Here is a 5,223-nt window from a genome sequence, read left to right as displayed (position 1 = left end):
TACCGCCTCCCCCACGACGAGGTACGGCACTCGGCGTGGCCGCTCCGACTCGGCCCCGAGGGCACCGACGACGTCGTCGAGGCGCACCAGATCGCCTGCTCGCACTTCGACGCCTACCGGTTCTTCTCGCCGCAGGCCGCACCGCGCAACACGCTGCGGCCCACGCGGGCCGGGCAGGCGGCAGACGAACAGCCGGGCTGCCTGCACGCCGGGATGGACCTCTACAAGTGGGCGATGAAGCTCACCCCCGTCGTCGGCAGCGAGCTGACCGTCGACTGCTTCGAGCTGGCGCGCGACATCCGCGAGCTCGACATGCGGGCCGCGCCGTACGACCTGCGCGAGCTCGGCTACGAGCCGGTGCGGGTCGAGACCCCCGAGGGCAAGGCGCAGTACGTGGCGGCGCAGCGCGGCTTCAGCGAGCGCGCGCAGCGGCTACGGCAGCGGCTGCTGGCCTCGCTCGACGTGCTGCCGGCTCAGGTGTCGGAGTCGGGGTCGGGGTCGGTCGAGTCGGAGTCGGGGTCGGTGTAGAGGCAGAACGGGTGCCCCGCAGGGTCGAGCATGACCCGCACGTCGTCCTGCGGCTGGTGCACCGCAGGCCGGGCACCCAGCCCGACGGCGTGCGCCACGGCGGTGTCGAGGTCACCGACCTGCAGGTCGAGGTGCAGCATCATCAGCGGCTTGCCCGGCTCGCTCGGCCACACCGGTCGCACGTAGTTCGGCTCCCGCTGGAAGGCGAGGTTGTAGCCGGCCGTCGCGTCGGGCGCGAGCGTCGCCCACTCGGGGGTGTCCTTGTAGAGGCGCCAGCCGAGCAGCCGCTGGTAGAAGTGGGCGAGCTCGGAGGCGTCGGGGCAGTCGAGCACGACGCCGAACCACTGCGGCGCGGTCGGGAGGGCAGCCATCACCCCAGTGTGCTGGACGGCGCGGGTCAGCGGATCGGGACGCCCTGGCGGACCAGGCCGTGGACGAGCCCGTCGACGAGGGCCCGCCACGAGGCCTCGATGATGTTGGCGGCGACCCCGATCGTGTTCCACGACGTCTCGCCGTCGGAGGTCTCGATGAGCACCCGGGTCACCGCGTCGGAACCGTGCGAGGCGTCGAGGATGCGGACCTTGAAGTCGATCAGCTCGAACTTCTCGATCTCGGGGTAGGCGACCGCGATGGCCTGACGGAGCGCGTGGTCGAGGGCGTTGACGGGGCCGTTGCCCTCGCCGGTGGCCACGGTGCGCCGGCCGTCCGCGCGCAGCTTGACGGTCGCCTCCGAGGCGGCCTCGCCGCCCCTGGCGGACTCGGTGATGACCCGCCACGACTCGATGTCGAAGTAGTCGGTGCTGCCGGGTTCCAGGGCCCGACGCAGCATGAGCTCGACGGAGGCGTCGGCGGCATCGAAGGTCCACCCCTGCAGCTCGAGAGCCTTGACCTCGGCCAGCACGCCGGCCACCACGTCGGGGCGGGCCGACACGTCCAGGCCTGCCTCGCGTGCCTTCAGCTCGACGCTCGCCCGCCCGGCCATGTCGGACACCAGGGTGCGCATGCCGTTGCCGACCAGTGCGGGCTCCATGTGCTGGTACAGGTCGGGGTCGACCTTCAGGGCGCTGGCGTGCAGGCCGGCCTTGTGTGCGAACGCGCTGGCGCCGACGTACGGCTGGCGACTGTAGGCGGGCACGTTGGTGATCTCGCTGATCGCGTGGGCGATCGGCATGGCCTGCCGGAAGGCGTCGGGGTCGATGGCCGGCAGGCCCAGCTTGAACTGGAGGTTGGCGGCCACCGTGACGAGGTCGGCGTTGCCGGTGCGCTCGCCGTAGCCGTTGACGGTGCCCTGCACGTGCGTGGCGCCGGCCCGCACGGCCGCGACGGAGTTGGCCGCGGCGCAGCCGGTGTCGTTGTGGCAGTGGGCCCCGACCCGGGCCCCGGTCTGCGCGAGCACGTCGGCGACCACCTGCTCGACCTGGTGGGGCAGCATGCCGCCGTTGGTGTCGCACAGCACCACGACCTCGGCCCCGGCCGCGTGCGCGGTGCGCACCACCGTCAGCGCGTAGTCGCGGTCGAGGTGCCACCCCTCGAAGAAGTGCTCGGCGTCGAGGAAGACCCGGCGGCCCTGGGCCACGAGGTGGCTCACCGTGTCACGGATCATCTCGAGGTTCTCCTCGAGCGAGGTCCGCAGGGCTTCCTCGACGTGCCGCACATGTGACTTGGCCACGAGACAGACCACGGGTGCGCCGGCCTCGAGCAGGGCCGCGACGAGCGGGTCGTCGGCTGCGCACGACCCGGCCCGCCGGGTCGCCCCGAAGGCGGCCAGCGTGGCGTGCCGCAGGGTCAGCTCACGCCCGGCCCGCTCGAAGAACTCCGTGTCCTTGGGGTTGGCGCCGGGCCAACCTCCTTCGATGAAGTCGACCCCGAGCTCGTCGAGCAGGCCCGCGATGGCGAGCTTGTCCGACACGGAGAGGTTGAGCCCCTCCTGCTGTGCGCCGTCGCGCAGGGTCGTGTCGTAGACGTGGAGCGCTTCCATGCTCTTCCCTTGGTCAGTCCGTCCTCGGTGCTCTTCTCGGATGCCGCTGGGCCGGGTCCGGCTTCGCAGCGTCTCCCTCACGGGTGGGTCGGGAAACAAAAAGACCCCCCAAGGGTTCGGGAGGTCTGCGCGACGAGGGTCTCTCGTCGCGCTAGGCGATAATGAGCGTGGCGGTGGCCGCGAGATGCTTCATCACGAGCGCCAGAGTAGGGGGTGGCGAGCCGGTCCGGGAACCGGGTGTCCGCATCGTGGATGCCGGTGGCGCGCCCGGTCGGCGGGTCGGCGGGTCACACCGGCCGGCCGAGCGCTGCCGAGACGGTGACCGCGACCCCGTCCGCGTCGTTGGAGGGGCAGATCCGGTCGGCGGCGGCGAGCACGTCGGGGTGGGCGTTCGCCACGGCCCAGCCGACCCCGGCCCAGCCGAGCATGGGCAGGTCGTTGGGCATGTCCCCGAACGCCCACACGTCCCGCGCACCGATCCCGAGCCGCCCGGCCCAGCGCTCGAGGGCGACGGCCTTGGTGACGCCCGGCGCGTTGACCTCGGCCAGGCCGGAGGCGCCGGAGAAGTGCAGGTGCCCGCGCCCACCGACCACGGCCTCGACGGTGGCGAGGAACTCGTCGTGCGGCACGCCCGGCGCGAGCGCGAGCAGCTTGCCGACGGGCTCCCCCGCGAGGGCGGCGAGCGGCCCGTGGGCCACCCCCCGCGCCCGGGCGTCGTCGCGGTGGTCGGGGAAGCCGGCGGCGAGGTAGGCCCCGCCGGCCCGCTCGGCGGCGAAGACCACCGACGGCAGGGCCGCCCGCAGCCGCGCGACCAGGGCCTCCACGACACCCGTGGCGAAGCAGTGCGTCTCGAGCATCCGGCGGGTGGCGACCTCGTAGACGAACGCGCCGTTGCCGCAGATCGCGATGCCGCGCGGCCCGACGACCTGTCCGAGGCCGTGCAGCCAGCGTGGTGGCCGCGCGGTGACGAGCACCGTCTCGAGACCCGCCTCACCGGCTGCCGCCCAGGCCGCGCGGGTCCGCGCGGACACCGTGCCGTCGGAGTGCAGCAGGGTGCCGTCCAGGTCGGAGGCGACCAGGCGCGGCCGGTCCGGCGCGCCCGGCCGGTCGGTCCGCTGCATGCCACCACGGTAGCCGGGCGGGCGGCTCACCCGTCCCGGTGCCGACGTCACCGACCGGCGGCGGCCCGCTGGGCGGCATACGACCTCGCCGCGGCGACCAGCCCGTCGAAGAGGCGAGGGTCGGTCCCCTCCTCGGGGTGCCACTGGACGGCGACGCGGAAGCGCGCGGTGGCGTCCTCGATGGCCTCCAGGGTCCCGTCGGGCGCCCAGCCGCAGGCGGCGTAGCCGGGGTGGGTCAGCACCGACTGGTGGTGGTAGCTGGGCACGTCCACGCGCGGGCCGAGCAGGCGGGCGAGCACCGTCCCCGGGACGGTGTCCACCGCGTGGGTGCCGTATGCCGCCGGACCGGGCGAGTGGCCCTCGTGCCCGACCCGGTCCGGGACGTGCTGCTCGAGCACTCCACCGGCGGCGACGGCCATGACCTGCATGCCCCGGCAGACGCCGAGCACCGGCAGGTCGAGCAGAGCGGTGACGCGGGCGAGGGCCAGCTCGGTGGTGTCCCGGTCGGGGCGCACGCCCTGCACCGCGCGGTGGCGTACCGCGGCGTAACGCTCCGGGGCCACGTCCGCGCCCCCGGACAGGACCAGCCCGTCGAGCCGGGTCAGCAGCTCGCGGGCGAGGGCCGCGCCGTCGTCCGGGCGCGGGGGGACCAGCACGACGATGCCGCCGGCCGCCTCGACCTGGCGCACGTAGGAGTGCGGCAGCAGCGCCGAGGGCACCTGCACCCAGTCCCCCCGTGAGGCCGGCTCGACGTAGGTCGTGATCCCGATGACCGGCCGCGGCGACGGGCTCACAGCGGGGTCACGTAGGCGCCGGAGATGCCGCCGTCGACCAGGAACGTGGCGGCCGTGACGAAGCTCGACTCGTCCGAGGCCAGGAAGAGCGCCGCCGCGGCGATCTCCTCCGGCTCGGCGAACCGGCCCATCGGCACGTGCACCAGCCGGCGCGCCGCGCGCTGCTCGTCCGCGGCGAACAGCTCCTTCAGCAGGGGCGTGTCGACCGGCCCCGGGCAGAGGGCGTTGACCCGCACCCCCCGGCGGGCGAACTGCACCCCGAGCTCACGGCTGAGCGAGACCACCCCGCCCTTGCTCGCCGTGTACGAGATCTGCGAGGTGGCCGCGCCCATCACCGCCACGAACGAGGCCGTGTTGATGATCGAGCCGCCGCCCTGCTCGAGCAGGTACGGCAGCACCGCCTTGCAGCACAGGAACACCGAGGTCAGGTTGACCTCCTGCACCCGCCGCCACGCCGCCAGGTCGGTCTCGAGGATCGAGTCGTCCTCCGGCGGGCTGATCCCGGCGTTGTTGAAGGCCACGTCGATGCGGCCGTGGGCGTCCTTCGCGACCCGGAACAGGTGCTCGACCTGCTCCTGGCTGGTCACGTCGACCGAGACGAACAGCGCCCCGGTCTGGGCCGCGACCCGGGCCCCGCCCCCGGCGTCGACGTCGCCGACCACGACCCGCGCGCCTTCCCGGACGAACCGGCGCACCGTGGCCAGCCCGATCCCCGAGCAGCCACCCGTGACCACCGCCACCTTCCCGTCCAGCCTGCCTGCCATGTCCTCTTCCTTCCGGTTCGCTGCCTCCACCCCACCCC

Annotated in this window: 5 protein-coding genes and 1 pseudogene; 1 reads left to right on the top strand and 5 read right to left on the bottom strand. The window is 73.8% G+C overall.

Annotated elements, in window-relative coordinates; translation table 11 throughout:
* A pseudogene (locus tag WMI84_RS16760) lies at window positions 1–528 on the top strand (3-methyladenine DNA glycosylase); the annotation flags it as partial.
* Here the strand turns inward: WMI84_RS16760 and WMI84_RS16755 are convergent.
* From WMI84_RS16755 to WMI84_RS16735, 5 genes are all read right to left on the bottom strand, one after another.
* Window positions 474–899, bottom strand: a complete 426-nt coding sequence (locus WMI84_RS16755) for a VOC family protein (protein WP_347354916.1) — start codon at window positions 897–899, stop codon at window positions 474–476. The pseudogene WMI84_RS16760 and the gene WMI84_RS16755 overlap by 55 nt on opposite strands.
* A 26-nt stretch (window positions 900–925) precedes the next feature.
* Window positions 926–2,506 carry a citramalate synthase gene (gene cimA, locus WMI84_RS16750; protein ID WP_347354915.1) on the bottom strand — a complete coding sequence of 527 codons (1,581 nt, stop codon included), beginning with the start codon at window positions 2,504–2,506 and terminating at the stop codon, window positions 926–928.
* A 287-nt stretch (window positions 2,507–2,793) separates the two neighbouring features.
* Window positions 2,794–3,627: an HAD family hydrolase gene (locus WMI84_RS16745; RefSeq protein ID WP_347354914.1), complete on the bottom strand. Its 834-nt coding sequence runs from the start codon at window positions 3,625–3,627 to the stop codon at window positions 2,794–2,796.
* A 47-nt stretch (window positions 3,628–3,674) separates the two neighbouring features.
* Entirely contained in the window at window positions 3,675–4,421 is a 747-nt protein-coding gene (locus WMI84_RS16740; protein WP_347354913.1) for a gamma-glutamyl-gamma-aminobutyrate hydrolase family protein, read from the bottom strand.
* Window positions 4,418–5,185 carry a 3-oxoacyl-ACP reductase gene (locus WMI84_RS16735; protein ID WP_347354912.1) on the bottom strand — a complete coding sequence of 256 codons (768 nt, stop codon included), beginning with the start codon at window positions 5,183–5,185 and terminating at the stop codon, window positions 4,418–4,420. The genes WMI84_RS16740 and WMI84_RS16735 overlap by 4 nt, the downstream gene beginning before the upstream one ends.
* Window positions 5,186–5,223: the final 38 nt, after the last annotated feature.

The organism is Intrasporangium sp., assembly GCF_039812505.1.
Classification (GTDB): domain Bacteria; phylum Actinomycetota; class Actinomycetes; order Actinomycetales; family Dermatophilaceae; genus Intrasporangium_A.
Note: the sequence above shows the minus strand (reverse complement) of the source record. Positions and strands in the feature narration are given on the sequence as shown.

What these genes read in the sequence shown, in the direction of transcription:
- WMI84_RS16755 (WP_347354916.1), bottom strand. Translation starts at nt 899, where the DNA reads ATGGCTGCCCTCCCGACCGCGCCGCAGTGGTTCGGCGTCGTGCTCGAC.
- cimA (WP_347354915.1), bottom strand. Translation starts at nt 2,506, where the DNA reads ATGGAAGCGCTCCACGTCTACGACACGACCCTGCGCGACGGCGCACAG.
- WMI84_RS16745 (WP_347354914.1), bottom strand. Translation starts at nt 3,627, where the DNA reads ATGCAGCGGACCGACCGGCCGGGCGCGCCGGACCGGCCGCGCCTGGTC.
- WMI84_RS16735 (WP_347354912.1), bottom strand. Translation starts at nt 5,185, where the DNA reads ATGGCAGGCAGGCTGGACGGGAAGGTGGCGGTGGTCACGGGTGGCTGC.